The 16,065-nt window shown below is 49.5% G+C and carries 18 protein-coding genes; all 18 read left to right on the top strand.

What is annotated here, in order from left to right:
• The first annotated feature begins 115 nt into the window (after positions 1-115).
• The 18 genes from glyA to spoIID all read left to right on the top strand — a co-directional run bounded on the left by glyA (position 116) and on the right by spoIID (position 15,996).
• A complete protein-coding gene (gene glyA / locus SCACP_RS16905) occupies positions 116-1,354 on the top strand; it encodes a serine hydroxymethyltransferase (RefSeq protein WP_425058658.1) in 1,239 nt (412 codons plus the stop codon).
• Positions 1,355-1,422: 68 nt separating this feature from the next.
• Positions 1,423-2,049 (top strand): uracil phosphoribosyltransferase, encoded by a 627-nt coding sequence (gene upp / locus SCACP_RS16900; RefSeq protein WP_425058657.1) that lies wholly within the window; start codon positions 1,423-1,425, stop codon positions 2,047-2,049.
• A 70-nt stretch (positions 2,050-2,119) separates the two neighbouring features.
• The gene (locus SCACP_RS16895) at positions 2,120-2,584 is read left to right on the top strand and encodes a deoxycytidylate deaminase (protein ID WP_425058656.1); all 465 of its coding nucleotides are present in this window, start codon (positions 2,120-2,122) and stop codon (positions 2,582-2,584) included.
• Positions 2,585-2,772: 188 nt separating this feature from the next.
• Complete coding sequence (locus SCACP_RS16890; RefSeq protein ID WP_425058655.1) at positions 2,773-3,444, top strand: nucleotide pyrophosphohydrolase; 672 nt, start codon at positions 2,773-2,775, stop codon at positions 3,442-3,444.
• A 184-nt stretch (positions 3,445-3,628) separates the two neighbouring features.
• The gene (locus tag SCACP_RS16885; protein ID WP_425058653.1) at positions 3,629-4,678 is read left to right on the top strand and encodes a glycosyltransferase family 4 protein; all 1,050 of its coding nucleotides are present in this window, start codon (positions 3,629-3,631) and stop codon (positions 4,676-4,678) included.
• Positions 4,679-4,763: 85 nt separating this feature from the next.
• Entirely contained in the window at positions 4,764-5,927 is a 1,164-nt protein-coding gene (wecB, locus tag SCACP_RS16880) for a non-hydrolyzing UDP-N-acetylglucosamine 2-epimerase (protein ID WP_425058652.1), read from the top strand.
• A gap of 203 nt (positions 5,928-6,130) precedes the next feature.
• Entirely contained in the window at positions 6,131-6,337 is a 207-nt protein-coding gene (locus tag SCACP_RS16875) for an AtpZ/AtpI family protein (protein ID WP_425058651.1), read from the top strand.
• Positions 6,338-6,380: 43 nt separating this feature from the next.
• The gene (locus SCACP_RS16870; protein WP_425058650.1) at positions 6,381-6,815 is read left to right on the top strand and encodes an ATP synthase subunit I; all 435 of its coding nucleotides are present in this window, start codon (positions 6,381-6,383) and stop codon (positions 6,813-6,815) included.
• Between the two features lie 10 nt (positions 6,816-6,825).
• Entirely contained in the window at positions 6,826-7,509 is a 684-nt protein-coding gene (gene atpB / locus SCACP_RS16865; protein WP_425058649.1) for a F0F1 ATP synthase subunit A, read from the top strand.
• Positions 7,510-7,565: 56 nt separating this feature from the next.
• Complete coding sequence (atpE, locus tag SCACP_RS16860) at positions 7,566-7,817, top strand: F0F1 ATP synthase subunit C (RefSeq protein ID WP_021169353.1); 252 nt, start codon at positions 7,566-7,568, stop codon at positions 7,815-7,817.
• A gap of 87 nt (positions 7,818-7,904) precedes the next feature.
• Positions 7,905-8,408, top strand: coding sequence for a F0F1 ATP synthase subunit B (atpF, locus tag SCACP_RS16855; RefSeq protein WP_425058647.1), 504 nt, complete (start codon positions 7,905-7,907; stop codon positions 8,406-8,408).
• Positions 8,402-8,956 carry an ATP synthase F1 subunit delta gene (atpH, locus tag SCACP_RS16850; RefSeq protein WP_425058646.1) on the top strand — a complete coding sequence of 185 codons (555 nt, stop codon included), beginning with the start codon at positions 8,402-8,404 and terminating at the stop codon, positions 8,954-8,956. Before atpF ends, atpH begins: the two co-directional genes overlap by 7 nt.
• A gap of 85 nt (positions 8,957-9,041) precedes the next feature.
• Complete coding sequence (gene atpA, locus SCACP_RS16845) at positions 9,042-10,565, top strand: F0F1 ATP synthase subunit alpha (protein ID WP_425058645.1); 1,524 nt, start codon at positions 9,042-9,044, stop codon at positions 10,563-10,565.
• Positions 10,566-10,571: 6 nt separating this feature from the next.
• Entirely contained in the window at positions 10,572-11,423 is an 852-nt protein-coding gene (atpG, locus tag SCACP_RS16840; RefSeq protein ID WP_425058644.1) for an ATP synthase F1 subunit gamma, read from the top strand.
• A gap of 32 nt (positions 11,424-11,455) precedes the next feature.
• Positions 11,456-12,865, top strand: coding sequence for a F0F1 ATP synthase subunit beta (atpD, locus tag SCACP_RS16835; RefSeq protein WP_425058643.1), 1,410 nt, complete (start codon positions 11,456-11,458; stop codon positions 12,863-12,865).
• Between the two features lie 3 nt (positions 12,866-12,868).
• Positions 12,869-13,276: a F0F1 ATP synthase subunit epsilon gene (locus SCACP_RS16830; protein WP_425058642.1), complete on the top strand. Its 408-nt coding sequence runs from the start codon at positions 12,869-12,871 to the stop codon at positions 13,274-13,276.
• Between the two features lie 251 nt (positions 13,277-13,527).
• The gene (murA, locus tag SCACP_RS16825) at positions 13,528-14,781 is read left to right on the top strand and encodes a UDP-N-acetylglucosamine 1-carboxyvinyltransferase (RefSeq protein WP_425058641.1); all 1,254 of its coding nucleotides are present in this window, start codon (positions 13,528-13,530) and stop codon (positions 14,779-14,781) included.
• Positions 14,782-14,991: 210 nt separating this feature from the next.
• Positions 14,992-15,996, top strand: a complete 1,005-nt coding sequence (gene spoIID / locus SCACP_RS16820) for a stage II sporulation protein D (RefSeq protein WP_425058640.1) — start codon at positions 14,992-14,994, stop codon at positions 15,994-15,996.
• Positions 15,997-16,065 lie beyond the last annotated feature (69 nt).

Raw genomic sequence — 16,065 nt, 5'->3', positions numbered from 1 at the left:
GTGTTAAAAAGAAGATTGCTTCACTGGCGTTCGCAATGACGATAGTGAACGTCATTGCGAGCGCAGCGTGGCAATCTCTGTCCTGGTTATTTTTTTATACATAGGGGAGGATTATATGACAATACTTGCAGGAGTAGATCCGGAAATCGCACGGGCCATTGACCTTGAACGTACGCGCCAACAAAATAAGCTGGAGCTTATTGCCTCAGAAAACTTCGTAAGCAAAGCCGTCATGGAAGCTCAGGGGTCGGTACTTACCAACAAGTATGCCGAAGGCTACCCCGGGCACCGCTATTACGGGGGGTGCGAATGTGTAGACATTGTTGAACAGTTGGCTATTGACCGGGCCAAAGAACTGTTTGGCGCCGAGCATGTTAATGTCCAGCCCCATTCGGGTGCTCAGGCCAACACGGCAGTGTATTTTGCTTTCTTGCAGCCCGGTGATTTGATTCTGGGCATGAACCTGGCCCATGGCGGCCATCTGACGCATGGCAGCTCTGTTAATATATCCGGTCAGTATTTTAAAGTTGTTGCCTATGGTGTTGACGATGTTTCTCACCGCATTGATTATGACCAGGTTGCCGAACTGGCTTTCAAGCACAAGCCTAAAATGCTGGTGGCCGGGGCTAGCGCTTACCCCCGGATTATTGATTTTGCCCGTCTGGGTCAGATTGCCCGTGATGCCGGTGCCATGCTGATGGTTGACATGGCCCACATTGCCGGCTTGGTGGCTGCCGGCCTTCATCCCAGTCCGGTGCCGCATGCTGATATCGTTACCACCACCACTCATAAAACACTGCGCGGTCCGCGCGGCGGCATGATTATGTGCCGTGCCCGGTATGCCAAGGCTGTTGATAAAGCAATATTCCCCGGCATCCAGGGCGGTCCGCTTATGCATGTTATTGCCGCCAAAGCGGTAGCGCTCAAAGAGGCCCTGAGCCAGGAATTCCGGTTGTATCAGGGACAGATAATCAAAAACGCTCAGGCATTGGCCGAACGCCTCAGGCAAAACGGCTTTACCCTGGTCTCCGGCGGTACTGACAACCACCTTATGCTGGTTGATTTACGCGCGCAAAACATTACCGGCAAACAGGCCGAACATCTGCTTGATGAAGTAGGGGTTACCGTCAATAAAAACGCTATACCCAACGACCCGGCCAGCCCGTTGGTCACAAGCGGCATCCGCGTCGGTACGCCTGCCGTCACTTCCCGCGGCATGACGGAAGAAGATATGGCGGTCATCGGCGATATCATCGCAATGACCCTGAATCATCCGGCAGACAGCACTACCCGGGACAAAGCGCGGGCCATGGTGGAGAAACTGTGCCGCAAATACCCGCTGTATGCCGGCTAAAATGCCTTAGCCGGCGCCGTCGAAGAAACAACGGATTGCTTAGGCATTATTTAAGGAGAGATGAACACATGCAAGTGAAAATAATCGATCATCCGCTCATACAACACAAACTGTCGCTCATTCGCGATGTTAAAACCGGTACTAAGGAATTTCGCGAACTTTTAGAGGAAATCGCCATGCTGATGGCCTATGAATTGACGCGTAACTTACCGCTGGAGGAAACTCAGATTGAAACCCCGCTGACAACTTGCACCTGCAAGACCCTGTCGGGCAAAAAACTTGGCGTAGTGCCAATCCTGCGGGCCGGCCTGGGCATGGTCAACGGGATTGTCAAGCTGATTCCGGCGGCGAAAGTCGGCCATATTGGCGTATACCGCGATCCTGAAACCTTAAAGCCGGTTGAATACTACTGCAAACTGCCCAGCGATGTGGCTGAACGCGAATTCATTGTCATTGATCCGATGCTGGCAACCGGCGGTTCGTCGGTTGCTGCTATCGACATGCTTAAAGCCAGAGGTGCGAAACACATTAAGCTTATGTGCCTGGTAGCTGCGCCTGAGGGCGTAAACCTGGTCAACGACCACCACCCTGATGTTGAGATTTATGTTGCGGCAGTGGATAGCCATCTCAACGACCATGGCTATATCGTTCCCGGCTTGGGTGACGCCGGTGACCGCATTTTTGGGACTAAATAACAGTAATTTTGCACTTTGCCTATGAATATAGTGTTAATACACTGTTTCGCCCAAAGGGGGTAGAGCCATATTGAGTGACAAAAAAAAGGCGGCAGCCCGTCCGTCCTGGGATGAGTACTTTATGGACATAACCCGCGTGGTAGCTACTCGTTCTACCTGCCTGCGGCGTCAGGTAGGAGCCGTGATCGTCAAGGACCAGCGTCTGCTTGCAAGCGGCTATAACGGCGCACCGTGCGGACTGGCCCATTGCGGGGATAAAGGCTGTGTCCGGGCAGTTAACAAAGTGCCTTCAGGCGAACGGCAGGAGTTATGCCGGGGGCTTCATGCCGAGCAAAGCGCCGTTGTTCAAGCGGCTATGTACGGAGTACCCATACATGGCGCGACCATTTACTCTACCCATCAGCCCTGCTCGGCCTGCACCAAAATACTCATAAATGCCGGGATCAAACGCATTGTCTACCAGTACAGCTATCCGGACAAGTTGGCTGAAGACTTAGTCGCTGAAGCTGGAATCGAATATGTGTGTGTTGAGTAAACAATAATACTAAGGACTATATAGTATCCAATAAAGATTTACAGGCGTGTTGTTAGTATAAGCGTAAGTCAAGCGCCAGCGGTGGAGCGTTACTAACAACACGCCTAGAAAAAAATCTTTATTGGATTTCATATAGTTAGAAGGGTTGGAGATGCTGGCGCTTATAACTAGTCCTTCTGAGGTTTATTATGATAGAAGCTATATACCTTCCTAAACTTAATAATCTTGCCCCCACGCTGGACTCAACCCTGTTAAAAGCCATGGAGGAGGCCGGCGAACTAGCCCGCGCCGTGCTGAAGTTTTTGCCGTGGGAAGCATTAACCCTGGCCGAACTGGCGGACGAGCCCCAGGCGGTCAACCGTTTACGTGATGTGTCTGAGGAACTGCTTGATGTAGCCCAGACCTGTGTGACCATGATTTTCGTCATGGAAGATTATTTTGGCGTTGACGCTGACGGTTTAATTGGCGAGCACCTTGGCAAACTGGCGGACAAAGGATATGCTTATGATGAGAGCCAAAGCTACCGGATTACCACGATAAAAAACTTGCATGGCGGCAATTATAAATATATCAGCCTGCCGCACCTCAAAATTGACGATGTAACCCTGTTGACGACCGTGTGTAAAATTCAGGAGGAACTGGGCGAACTCACTCAATTTCTTGGCAAGCATGCCGGCGCATCAGGCGAAGGGATCCGGCTAAATGCCCAGGAAGTCAACCGTGGCGCTGCTTTGGAACTTTTAGATGTCGCGCAGTGCTGCTTTACCATGATGTATATTCTGGCCGAGCGGTATGCCGTAGATATCCCGGCGCTTGTTGCCTTGCACGTAGACAAGCTGCGCCGTAAAGGCTACTGTTGAGCCCAATACCGGCTTTTCCGCGCATAATGATGATAAATAAAGGTATACTGTACTTATTTGATGCATATAGATATTCGTAATGAAAACAATAAGGATACCGGATTATTTGCTTGTTAATTGCCGATTGACAAGTTTTACACAGTTGAGGTACAATGAGTGTTGCGTAGAAAAGAGGTGTTATAATATGCAAACATATATAGTGGCTTTTACTGTTGCCCTGGCAGCAGCTTACTTTATTACTCCTCATATTAAGGACTTAGCCATTAAAGCAGGAGCCATGGACGCTCCTGACGCTCGGAAAGTGCATACTATACCCATTCCCCGTATGGGTGGACTGGCAATATATTTTGGGTTTGTTCTGGCGGTGTTGTCCAGCATGCACATTAGCCATGAAATTTTGGGGTTGCTCTTGGGCGGCACTGTCATTTTGGCAGTGGGGATTATTGACGACTTAAGGCAATTGCCGGCTAAGGTCAAGCTGTTAGGCCAGATCGCGGCGGCCGCTGTGCTCATCATGTTCGATATTCGTATTGAATGGCTGACAAATCCATTTGGTGATATGATCTATGTTGAGTACTTATCCATTCCCCTTACTGTTTTGTGGGTGGTCAGCCTTACGAATACAGTCAACCTCATTGACGGGTTGGACGGATTGGCGGCAGGGGTATCGACAATTGCCTCAATCACTATTTTGCTGGTCGCGTTGGAGCAAGATTTCTGGACGGTAGCCATTTTGACAGCGGCGCTGGCCGGTAGTGCCCTGGGCTTTTTGCAGCATAATTTTAATCCGGCCAAAATTTTTATGGGTGATACCGGCAGCATGTTCTTAGGGTATATGCTGGCGGCCGTTTCTGTGCTTGGCACCGTTAAAAGCGCGGCCACGATTGCGTTGGTTGTACCCATCGTGGCCCTGGGACTGCCGATTATGGACACGGCCTTTGCCATTATTCGCCGCTACATGAGTGGCCGGCCAATTTTTAAACCGGACAAGGGGCACTTGCACCACCGTCTGCTGGCTTTAGGCTTAAGCCAAAAACAGGCTGTACTGCTCATGTATGTAATTAGCGGTTGTCTGGGTGTAAGCGCTATTGCCCTGACTGAGGTAAGCAAAGTGTCCGGCGCGCTCATATTGCTGCTCATTATCACAGCAGCGTTTTTTGGCGCCAAAAAAATTGGCGTGTTGAAAAATAACGACGGTGTGCTTAAAGATAGCGATTCGGTTAAGAGCCATTAAGCCTGAATTGCATTGAATATATTCACAAGATTATGGGGCGGGCAGATATGCCCGCCCCATATCTGTAAAGGAAGGTACGTTATTTATGTCACATGTTAAGGTAATGACTGTCTTTGGCACCAGGCCTGAAGCCATTAAAATGGCGCCGGTGGTATTAGAGTTAGCCAAATATCCTGAATACATAACGCCGGTGGTGGCGGTAACGGCCCAACACCGTGAAATGCTTGACCAGGTGCTCAATCTATTTAAAATTACTCCTGACTATGATCTTGATATCATGAGCCGGGGTCAGACTTTGTTTGACATAACCTGCCGGGCCATGCAGGGCCTTAATGAGGTATTGGTCAAAGAAAAGCCTGACATTGTTCTTGTTCATGGTGATACCACTACAACTTTTGCCGGGGCGCTGGCCGCCTTTTACCACCAGGCCGCAGTCGGGCATGTTGAGGCCGGTCTGCGGACAGGCAATAAGTATTCGCCGTTTCCTGAGGAAATGAACCGTAAATTGACAGGGGCTTTAACTGATATTCACTTTGCGCCTACCGCTACTGCCAGGCAAAATTTGCTTCAGGAAAATATTACGGGTGAATCTGTCTTTGTTACCGGTAACACCGTGATTGATGCCTTAAAAGTTACCGTGGACCCCGCTTACCGCTTTACTGACCGGTTGCTGCAGAACATTGACTATGACAACCGTAAAGTTATTCTGGTCACCACGCACCGCCGTGAGAATCTGGGCGAACCCATGCGTCATGTTTATCAGGCATTGCGGGATATTGTTACAACCTTTTCCGATGTGGAAATCGTTTTTCCGGTACATAAAAACCCCCTGGTGCGTCAGGTGGTTCAGGACGAATTGGGCGGAATTGAGCGCGTCAATTTAATCGACCCGCTTGATTACCAGCCGTTTGCCAATCTCATGGCCAGGTCTTACCTGGTGCTCACCGACTCGGGCGGCATTCAGGAAGAAGCGCCGGCGCTCGGTAAACCGGTGTTGGTGCTCAGGGACACCACTGAGCGTCCGGAAGCCGTGACAGCCGGGACAGTTAAGCTTATTGGCACTGACCGGGAACAGGTGTATGCTGCAACGCAAAAGTTGCTTGTTGATGATGTTGAATATCAGCGTATGGCCAATGCTGTTAATCCTTACGGGGATGGTCAGGCATCCCGGCGGATTGTAGCGGCTATTTTATATAAATATGGTTTAACCGCCCGGTGTCCGGATGAATTTAAGGCCGGAAATAGTTAATACAGGGTTTACAGTTGCTCTGAATTTGTTAAATTTTTCATGCTTTTTGTAATTTTTGTGCAGGATTTTGCCGCTGAGTATAGAATAATATATTACTTAAATCACTGCTTTTTTTGGGTATATTTTGCTGAAAAATTATATCTCTTTGCTTTAGCGGGTATAATAGCTAGAAATTGCTTTAGACTTTTGTGAGGTGAAGAGAAATGCCCGGTAAAGACAAGGGAGTGTGGTCAGCCTTTGGCCTGGCAGGGTCTATCGGGCTAAACATGGTGGCAAATATCGCAGTTGGGCTGTTTTTGGGCCGTTGGGCCGACAGCCGTTTGGACAGCTCCCCCTGGGCTACCGTGGCCGGTATTGTGCTGGGTATGGTGGCGGGGCTATGGGCTACCTACAAGAAGATTGTTAAGTGAAAGGATTTTGAGCAGTTTTTTTTTAAGAACAGAGGAGGCTTTGGTGCGTAAAAGCGTACTGCTTAATGACGATTATGCCGCCCGCGTGCGGCGGACATTGATTTATTTGCTGGCTTGGGGGTTATTGGTAACTTTAAGCGCTGTATTATCCGGCAAAATATTTATCGTACCGGGTTTATTGCTGGGATGGTCCGGAAGTTTGATCTATTTCCTGCTCATGTGCCGCCGGGTGAAAAAAAGCGCCGACTTGCCGCCCGGGCAAGCGGTCGCTTCGATGCGGGCCGGCTGGCTGCTGCGGTTTGGCTTTATCATTGCAATACTTGTTTTATCAATACAGGTGCCGGGAATTGATTTCTGGGCGGCAGTAGTGGGACTGTTCTCACTTCATATAATACTCATGCTAGATGCCGTTTACATCGTGGTTGCAGGACTTATTGCAAATTCAAACAACCCTAAAATTAACTCAGGAAAGGAGTGAAAGTAAAAGTATGGGACATGGTGGAGGAGGCCATGAGATTGGCGGACATAAGCTGGCGCATTTTGCCGGACTTACCTTTAATCTCGACACCTTATACATGACATGGCTGGCCATGGGCATTGTCATAATTCTGGCAGTAATTGCCACCCGGCGGCTGGAACTTGTTCCCCGGGGCTGGCAAAATTTTCTGGAAATGGCGGTTACCGCCTTGCTTGACCAGATTGAGAACACCATGGGGCCGAAAGGCAAAAAACTGGCGCCGCTTATTATTACCCTGTTTTTGTTTCTGGTTGTTGCCAACGAATTGGGGTTGATTCCGGGATTGACCTCGCCGACCAATGATATTAACACTACACTGGGATTGGCCTTGATGGTTATTGTCCTGGTACATATTCTCGGTGTTATTGAACGAGGGCCTGTCAGGTATTTTAAACACTTTTTTGAGCCGTTCATTCCCTTTGTTATCATTAACATTATTGAAGAACTGGCCAAGCCTATTACCTTATCCTTCCGTCTCTTCGGTAATATTTTGGCCGGTGAAATTCTGCTCATCATCCTGGGCATGCTGGTGCCGTATGTTATTCCGACGGCGTGGCTGGCCTTCAGCGTGTTTGTTGGCGTTGTTCAGGCATTCATTTTTACTATGCTGTCCATGTCGTATTTGTCCAACTCACTGAAAGACGAACATCACTAATATTTGTGATACACCCTATTGCCCAAAACTGAACATGAGAGAAAGGAGGAATTATAGTGGAACATGCCATTATTATTGCAGCCTCTGCCATCGGAGCCGGTTTGGCCATCGGTTTAGCCGCCATTGGCGCCGGTATCGGTGACGGTGCGGTAACCGCGAAGGCAATTGAGGGTATGGCAAGACAACCCGAAGCAAAAGGGACTATTCTCGTAAACATGTTGATTTCGGTAGGTTTGATCGAGTCTATTCCTATTATTGCGGCGGTTATTGCCATTGTGCTGGTATTTGCCAATCCGTTTATTAAGTAATCTAAGCGTTATCGGGCGACTGGCAGAGTGTGCTTATGCCTTCTGCCAGCGCTCCCCTTATACGCCGGAAAGAGGAGGGGCCCTCAATTGGTTGATTTGAATGCGACGCTTATAGCGCAAATTATAAATTTCCTTATACTTGTTGCTATCTTAGCTAAAGTGGCATATAAACCGCTGATGCAAGCACTGGCTGACCGGCAGGCCAAAATCGCTGAAAGCCTGGAAACGGCTGAACAGGAAAAGCAAGCTGCTGAGAAACTTAAGCAGGAATACCTTGCCCAACTGGCCGAAGCCCGGACTCAGGCTCAGGCTATTGTCGAAAAGGCCGCCAAACTGGCTGAACAGACTAAAGAGGAAATACTCAAAGAAGCCCGGGAAGAAAGCGCCCGCCTGTTAAAAGCCACTCAGGAAGAAATCGCGCTCGAACGTGAACGGGCCATCGCCGAACTTAAAGGTGAAGTTGTAACTTTGGCAGTAGCCGCAGCCTCCAAGATTATCGCCCAAAACATGGACGAACAAGCTAACGCCAAACTTGTTGATGATTTCATCAGTAATCTGGACGGCAAGAAAATAGGTGGTCTGCCATGCTAACCAATCAATTAGCTCTCAAATACGCCCAGGCTATCTATGAGATTGCTAATGAAAAAGCTATGCTGGACACGGTGGAAACGCAGCTTAAGTTAGTTGAAGCCACAATTGCAGGACATGCCGATTTGGCTACGCTCATGTATCACCCGCTTGTGCCGGCGCCGGCAAAAAAGGAAACAATTAACAGTGTTTTTGCCGATGATTTGGACGGTTTTGTAAAAAACTTTTTACTGCTGCTCATTGATAAACGCCGGGAACCTGCGTTGCCGGCCATTATCCGTGAGTACATACGACTGGCAAATGAAGCCAGAAATATTGCTGAAGCCCAAGTATTTACCGCCAGGGAACTTAGCAAAGACCAGCTTGACGCATTGGCGGCCAAGCTAAGCAAAGTTACCGGCAAAAATATTGTGCTTAAGACCGTTGTCGACGGGGAGTTGCTTGGCGGTGTTATTGTCAAAATCGGCGACAAACTGATTGATGGTAGCGTAGCCCGCCAACTCAAGGCGCTTAAATCGGCGTTGCTGACAAAACAAGCTACTGCTGTGTAGTCTCAGTAATTTTTTCGTTTAAAGGCTGTGAAGTCTCGTCACCAGCCTGGCTGTAGACTTTATGATTGGGGTGAAATCTAGAGATATGAAAATGAGGCCAGAAGAAATAACGGCCATCATCAAACAACAAATTGAGCATTATCAGGTAGATCTCAATGTTGATGATGTTGGCACCGTTATCGAAGTAGGCGATGGTATCGCCCGGATTCACGGCCTGGAAAAGGCCATGGCCGGTGAATTGTTAGAGTTTCCGCATGACGTTTTCGGCATGGTGCTCAACCTTGAGGAAGACAATGTCGGCGCCGTACTTTTGGGTGGCGAAATCGAAATCAAGGAAGGCGACACCGTGCGCCGGACAGGGCGCATCATGCAGGTCCCCGTTGGCGAAGCTATGGTTGGACGCGTAGTAAACGCTATTGGCCAGCCTATTGATGGTAAAGGGCCGATTAGCACCACCGAATTCCGCCCTGTTGAATATCGCGCCCCGGGCATTGCCGATCGTCAGTCTGTTAAAGAACCGCTGCAAACAGGCATCAAAGCCATTGACTCCATGGTGCCCATCGGCCGCGGCCAGCGCGAACTTATTATCGGTGACCGCGGTACCGGTAAAACGGCCATTGCTGTGGATACAATTATTAACCAAAAAGGCCAGGGCGTTATCTGTATTTATGTTGCCATTGGACAAAAAGCTTCGACTGTTGCCCGTGTAGTTAAAACGCTGGAAGAAGCCGGCGCTATGGACTACACTATTGTTGTTGCCGCTACTGCATCTGACAGCGCTCCGCTGCAGTACCTGGCGCCTTATGCCGGGGTTGCCATGGGCGAATACTTTATGTATAAAGGTGGCGCTGTGCTGTGCGTGTATGACGATTTGTCCAAACACGCTATGGCATACCGGGCCATGTCGCTTTTATTACGTCGTCCTCCCGGACGCGAAGCTTATCCGGGCGATGTATTTTATTTACATTCCCGTTTATTGGAACGGGCGGCCAAATTGTCCAATGAACTTGGCGGCGGCTCGATTACCGCTCTGCCGGTTATCGAAACTCTGGCCGGTGACGTATCGGCGTATATTCCGACCAACGTCATCTCTATTACCGATGGTCAGATATTCCTTGAAAGCGAATTGTTCTACTCCGGTATCCGTCCGGCCATTAACGCCGGCCTGTCGGTATCACGGGTAGGCGGTTCGGCTCAGATAAAAGCCATGAAACAGGTAGCAGGCCGGCTGCGCCTTGACTTGGCACAATACCGCGAATTGGCGGCATTTGCCCAATTTGGTTCAGACCTTGACAAAGCCACCAAAGCTCAGCTTGACCGTGGTCAGCGGATGATGGAAATCTTAAAGCAGCCGCAATATGTGCCAATGCCGGTAGAAGAACAGGTTATGGCCATTTATAACGGTATTCACGGCTACCTTGACGATGTAGCTGTTGAGGATGTCACTAAGTTTGAGCAGGACTTCCTCAAATTCATGCGTAGCAATTACGCCGAAGTGGCCAAAACCATCAGGGAGAAGAAAGTCCTTGACGCTGAGACTGAGGTGGTTCTCAAAAAAGCCATTAAAGAATTTAAAGACACTTTTGTTAAAGTTGAAGCGGCGAGGTGATAACATATGGCTAGCGCCAGGGATATCCGCCGCCGCATTAAAAGTGTAAAAAATATTCAGCAGATTACCAAGGCTATGAAAATGGTTGCTGCTGCCCGCTTGCGCCGGGCGCAGGAACGCGCCATCGCCAGCAAACCATACACAGATAAGATTCGGGAGGTACTGGCCAATGTGGCTGCCAATGCCCGTGATGCTTCCCACCCGCTATTAGACGTGCGGGAAGTAAAACAAGTTGGCTATCTGGTGTTAAGTGCTGACAAAGGCTTGGCCGGGGCATACTCTTCCAATTTAATCAAAGAGGTTTTGCCCCAGGTCCGTGGCAAAGATAACGTCAGGCTGGTAACAGTAGGCCGCAAAGCCCGCGATTATTTTAAACGGCGCGGCTATAAAATTGATGGCGAATATACCGGTTTTTCAGAAAAGCCGTCGTATCAAGACGCAGTCATGCTGGCCCGGTTTATGGCTGACAAGTTTGTAACCGGCGAGTATGATGAAATCTATCTTACTTATACTCACTTTTATTCGCCCATTAGTCAGAAGCCGACAACTGTTAAACTGCTGCCGGTGGCTGGAATCGGTGACGGGGAAGAAATACCGCAGACTGAGTACATATTCGAACCGTCAGCCGGTGAGGTTTTGAGCTTGCTCTTGCCGCGCTATTTGGAAACAGTAATTTATGGAGCGCTCTTACAATCAGCGGCCAGCGAACTGGGCGCCAGGATGACTGCCATGGGTTCGGCGACTGATAACGCGCAAGAACTCATTTCCAAACTGACCTTAAACTACAATAAAGTACGCCAGGCCACCATTACCCGGGAAATTTCCGAGATTGTGGGCGGCGCCGAGGCGCTTAAGTAGAAGGCTCAAAGAAGTTAAGGAGGGGAAACCCTGTGAATATCGGTAGAGTTATACAAGTTATCGGTCCTGTTATTGACGTTGAGTTTCCCCCGGAAAAACTGCCTGCCATTTACAACGCTGTCACAATTGACGAAACAGTTGGTGACGTGCATGTCAAGCTGACTGCTGAAGTAATGCAGCACCTGGGTGACAATACCGTGCGCTGCGTAGCTATGTCCTCGACTGACGGCCTTACCCGCGGCATGCAGGCAGTAGACACCGGGGCGCCGATTAAAATTCCTGTCGGCAAAGGCACTTTAGGACGGGTATTTAACGTATTGGGGGAAACCGTTGACAATAAACCGGACCAGGTTACAGCCGAAGATTACTGGCCCATTCACCGGCCGGCGCCGGCGTTCGAGGATCAGGAAACCGCGACTCAAATACTGGAAACAGGCATTAAGGTTGTTGACCTCATTGCCCCGTACGCCCTGGGCGGTAAAATCGGCCTGTTTGGCGGCGCCGGCGTAGGCAAGACCGTACTTATCATGGAACTCATCCGCAATATTGCCACCGAGCATGGCGGCTATTCAGTATTTTCGGGCGTGGGTGAACGTACCCGCGAAGGCAATGACTTGTGGAATGAAATGATGGAATCGGGCGTTATTGATAAAACGGCGCTGGTGTACGGCCAGATGAACGAACCGCCTGGAGCCAGGATGCGTGTAGGCCTTACCGGTCTTACTATGGCCGAATATTTCCGTGATGTTGGTGGCCAGGACGTGCTCCTGTTCATTGACAACATTTTCCGGTTCATTCAGGCCGGTTCCGAGGTTTCGGCGCTTTTAGGCCGGATGCCGTCGGCAGTAGGCTATCAGCCCACCCTGAGCACCGACGTTGGCGCTCTGCAGGAACGGATTACTTCGACTAAAAAAGGGTCCATTACTTCGGTTCAAGCCGTATACGTGCCTGCCGACGACCTTACCGACCCGGCGCCGGCGGCTACCTTCGCCCATCTTGACGCCACTACGGTATTATCCCGGCAGATTGCCGAACTTGGTATCTATCCGGCTGTTGACCCGCTGGACTCGACTTCCCGGATTATGGACCCGCATGTTTTGGGTGAAGACCATTACCAGGTTGCCCGCGGGGTGCAGGAAGTCCTCCAGCGCTATAAGGAACTTCAGGATATTATCGCGATTCTGGGTATGGAAGAGCTGTCTGACGAAGATAAGCTGACTGTTGCCCGGGCGCGGAAAATTCAAAGATTCTTGAGCCAGCCGTTCTTCGTGGCCGAAGCGTTTACCGGCACTCCCGGCAAATACGTTCCCCTCAAAGAAACGGTGCGCGGCTTTAAAGAAATTTTAAGTGGCAAACATGATGATTTGCCCGAAAATGCATTCTATATGGTCGGTACTATTGATGAAGCGGTGGAAAAGGCTCGCAAAATGAAGGGGGAGTAATACATGGCCAATAAGATTAGGCTGGATATTGTTACTCCTGATCGGGTGGTCTACTCCGAAGACGTCAATATGGTTATCGCCAGAGCTACTGATGGCGACCTTGGCATTCTCCCGGGGCATGCGCCGCTTATTGCCGGTCTTGAAATTTGGCCGCTACGTGTTTTAAAAGACGATGGCGAGCAACTGTTATCACTTTGCGGCGGATTTATCGAAGTCCGGCCGCAAAAGATCACTGTGCTGGCCAGTTGCGCGGAGTTGCCGGAAGAAATTGATGTTACGCGGGCCGAGGCGGCTAAAGAGCGGGCCGAATCCCGGTTAAAAGGCGGCATGCCTGACATCGACGTCCACCGGGCTGAAATGGCACTTAAACGGGCCATGATGCGTCTCAAAGTTGCTGATAGAAAATTTTAGTTTTAAAAAACAAGCAGGTGTAAAAAGCCTGCTGTTTTTTGTTTCCAGTCACCATAATTTACATTGAATAACACGCCTAAATACTGGCAAAAATGAACATAACGATATTATTTTTAAGTTATTTATAGGACACAGGACTCTTGCTTACCCGATACGGTGATGATAAACTATTAGAGGATTAACTTTAGTACTAAAACCAGAACTAAGGAGTCTAATTAAGTAACTTACCGCTGTGGTGGGAGGAAACTTTTGTGGAAAAATTAATTATTCGAGGGGGCAAACGCCTGTCTGGCACAGTAAAGATAAGCGGCGCGAAAAATGCCGTGCTGCCGGTTATTGCGGCAACACTATTGGGGACAACTCCCAGCACCCTGGAAGAAATACCGGATCTTGAGGATGTCCGCACAATCACCGAAGTGCTTACGCATCTGGGGGCGGCGGTAAGAGTTGAACCAGAGACACTATATATTGACAGCACGAATATTACGGCTTGCGAGGCTCCGTATGAGCTTGTGCGGAAAATGCGGGCATCTTTTCTGGTTATGGGCCCGTTATTGGCGCGGGAGGGTTGTGCCAAAATCTCGTTACCGGGCGGCTGCGCCATTGGTACCCGGCCAATTGACCTGCATTTAAAAGGCTTTGAAGCATTAGGTGCTGAAATTGTCATGGGCCACGGTTTTATTGAAGCCAAAGCGCCCCAGGGACTTAAAGGAGCGAGAATTTATCTGGATTTTCCCAGTGTTGGCGCAACCGAGAATATCATGATGGCCGCCAGTATGGCTAGGGGCCAGACAATTATTGAAAACCCGGCCGAAGAGCCGGAAATTGTTGATCTGGCCAACATGCTAAACCACATGGGCGCTAATATCCGCGGCGCCGGTACCAAAATTATTAGAATTGAAGGCGTAACTGAGCTGAAAGGCGCTTGCCACTGTGTGATTCCTGACCGGATTGAGGCCGGCACATATATGGTGGCGGCAGCTATGACCGGCGGTGATGTATATGTGGAAAACGCTCTGACCGAACATTTAAAGCCGGTAATTGCCAAACTGAAAGAAGCCGGTGTTGTTATTGAGGAAGACATAAACGGTGTCAGGGTACGCGGTACCGGCACTGTGCGGTCAGTAGATATTAAAACCTTGCCTTACCCCGGTTTTCCCACCGATATGCAAGCCCAGTTTATGGCGCTTATGACGATTGCTCAAGGTACCAGCATAGTTACCGAGACCGTGTTTGAAAACCGGTTCATGCATGTCGACGAACTCAAACGCATGGGTGCTTCGATTAAGATTGACGGACGCAGCGCTGTGGTTGAAGGTGTGCCCAAACTGACCGGCTGCCCGGTCAAAGCTACCGACCTTAGAGCAGGTGCGGCCTTGGTGTTGGCCGGATTAGTGGCTGAAGGCCAAACCGAGATTGGCTATATTCATCATATTGACCGCGGTTATGACCGGTTAGTGGAAAAATTCCGCGGCCTTGGTGCTGATATTGAACGCGTAAGTTAGCTGCACTAATTAATCTCAACATCACATGTAAACCCAATATAAACCAAAGCGAGATTGCTTCACATGCGTTGGTAATGACGGTGTATTACCGTCATTACCAACACAGCGCGGCAGTCTCTTTTTTTATTTACTCATACCGTGTAGCTTGTATGCATATTATGAATCATAAGCGTGCATAACAGCGCGAATTGCCGGTAAGAAGGTGAGAAGGTGAGATATGTAATAATTTACGGTATATTGCTCGTAATATTGACAGTTATCGTCATTCCCACGGTAGTAGTGCGGGGGACCGGCGGCGGGGGACGTGATGCGGCAGCGACCAGACAGCCTGTTACCTATCAGGGTGAGGATATTACCATTAAAGTATATATGCATGAAATAAATCAAATTGTATCCATGAACCTGGAAGACTATGTAAAAGGAGTGGTGGCAGCAGAGATGCCGGCGGAATTTGAGCTTGAGGCACTTAAGGCGCAAGCTGTTGCGGCCCGCACCTATGCAGTTAAGCATATGGCGTTATTTGGCGGGACAGGATCAACCGACCATCCGGGAGCTGATGTAAGTACCGACCATAATGACAGTCAAGCCTGGTACAACGAGACCAAACTCAAAGCCCTGTGGGGGGCGAATTATAGTAAATACTGGGAAAAAATCAACCAGGCAGTAGATCAAACGCGCGGGTTAATCATAACCTATAACGGTGAACCCATTAACGCAGTATTTCATTCCACCAGCGGGGAACGCACAGCCAGTGCCAAAGAAGTATGGGGCTTTGATTATCCTTATTTAAAAAGTGTAGCCTGTAAATGGGATCAAACATCCCCCCGCTACCATGATGCCAAAGAAATTTCGCTGGCTGAGCTTGAAGCCCGGCTGGGCGCCGACGCCGGGATTGTAGCCGCCGCTCAAAACGGCGGGGAAACCACTATCGCCAGCATTATCGAGCGTACAGACTCAGGGCGGGTAAACAAGGTGCGAATCGGTTCAAAAACATTATCCGGCCTCGAAGTCCGGCAAAAACTTGACCTGCGCTCGGTAAACTTTACCATTGAACCGGTCGGTGATAAACTGGTATTCAAAACCATAGGGTACGGTCACGGCGTCGGCCTGTGTCAGTATGGCGCCAACGGCCAGGCAAAGGAAAATTGGAATTTCCGCCAAATACTAACGTACTATTATACCGGAGTGGCCATTAAGAATATTTTCGGCTCATAATATAAAAGATTGCTTCGCTGTCGCCCGCAATGACGTAATGGCGAGGCCGCACCATCCCGGTCATTGCGA

Source organism: Sporomusaceae bacterium ACPt, assembly GCA_041428575.1.
GTDB lineage: Bacteria > Bacillota > Negativicutes > Sporomusales > Sporomusaceae > Sporomusa_D > Sporomusa_D carbonis.
The sequence above is the reverse complement of the archived record's forward strand: the minus strand, read 5'-3'. Positions and strand labels throughout refer to the sequence as shown.

What these genes read in the sequence shown, in the direction of transcription:
- glyA (WP_425058658.1), top strand. Translation starts at nt 116, where the DNA reads ATGACAATACTTGCAGGAGTAGATCCGGAAATCGCACGGGCCATTGAC.
- upp (WP_425058657.1), top strand. Translation starts at nt 1,423, where the DNA reads ATGCAAGTGAAAATAATCGATCATCCGCTCATACAACACAAACTGTCG.
- SCACP_RS16890 (WP_425058655.1), top strand. Translation starts at nt 2,773, where the DNA reads ATGATAGAAGCTATATACCTTCCTAAACTTAATAATCTTGCCCCCACG.
- SCACP_RS16885 (WP_425058653.1), top strand. Translation starts at nt 3,629, where the DNA reads ATGCAAACATATATAGTGGCTTTTACTGTTGCCCTGGCAGCAGCTTAC.
- wecB (WP_425058652.1), top strand. Translation starts at nt 4,764, where the DNA reads ATGTCACATGTTAAGGTAATGACTGTCTTTGGCACCAGGCCTGAAGCC.
- SCACP_RS16875 (WP_425058651.1), top strand. Translation starts at nt 6,131, where the DNA reads ATGCCCGGTAAAGACAAGGGAGTGTGGTCAGCCTTTGGCCTGGCAGGG.
- atpB (WP_425058649.1), top strand. Translation starts at nt 6,826, where the DNA reads ATGGGACATGGTGGAGGAGGCCATGAGATTGGCGGACATAAGCTGGCG.
- atpH (WP_425058646.1), top strand. Translation starts at nt 8,402, where the DNA reads ATGCTAACCAATCAATTAGCTCTCAAATACGCCCAGGCTATCTATGAG.
- atpA (WP_425058645.1), top strand. Translation starts at nt 9,042, where the DNA reads ATGAAAATGAGGCCAGAAGAAATAACGGCCATCATCAAACAACAAATT.
- atpG (WP_425058644.1), top strand. Translation starts at nt 10,572, where the DNA reads ATGGCTAGCGCCAGGGATATCCGCCGCCGCATTAAAAGTGTAAAAAAT.
- SCACP_RS16830 (WP_425058642.1), top strand. Translation starts at nt 12,869, where the DNA reads ATGGCCAATAAGATTAGGCTGGATATTGTTACTCCTGATCGGGTGGTC.